We start from the raw sequence: 490 nt of genomic DNA, 5'->3' as shown, positions 1-490 counted from the left end.
CAGATGATAAAAAAGTAGAATTAACAGGAACAATTGGTGCTGCAGGATCAACAGCATTACAACCACTAGCTGACGAAGCAGCTACTGAATTTATGGCGAAGTACCCACAAGTATCAATTACAGTTCAAGGTGGCGGTAGTGGTACTGGTGTAAACCAAGTATCTACTGGAGCAATTCAAATTGGTAACTCAGATGTACCTGCTGCTGAAAAATTAGAAGATAAATCTTTAGCAAGTTCATTAGTAGAAGCTAAAGTTGCTGGTGTTGGTTATTCAATGGTAACAAATAAAGACGTTGGTGTAGATTCACTTACACTTCAACAAATTGAAGATATTTTCGCTGGTAAAGTGACGAACTGGAAAGAAGTTGGCGGTAAAGATGAGAAAATTAATGTAATTAATCGTCCAGCATCATCTGGTACACGTGCAGCGTTTGAAAAGAAAATTATGAAAGACGTTAAGATTAATGATGGCGTAGGAACAGTTCAAGA

The 490-nt window shown here is 37.6% G+C and carries 1 protein-coding gene; it reads left to right on the top strand.

The window, feature by feature from the left end; genetic code table 11:
* A partial coding sequence (locus EP747_RS23980; protein ID WP_205753864.1) for an extracellular solute-binding protein occupies positions 1-490 on the top strand: 490 nt, incomplete at both ends.

Origin of the sequence: Gottfriedia acidiceleris (assembly GCF_004138285.1) — a bacterium.
Classification (GTDB): domain Bacteria; phylum Bacillota; class Bacilli; order Bacillales; family Bacillaceae_G; genus Gottfriedia; species Gottfriedia acidiceleris_A.
This window is presented reverse-complemented; position numbering and strand designations above follow the sequence as displayed.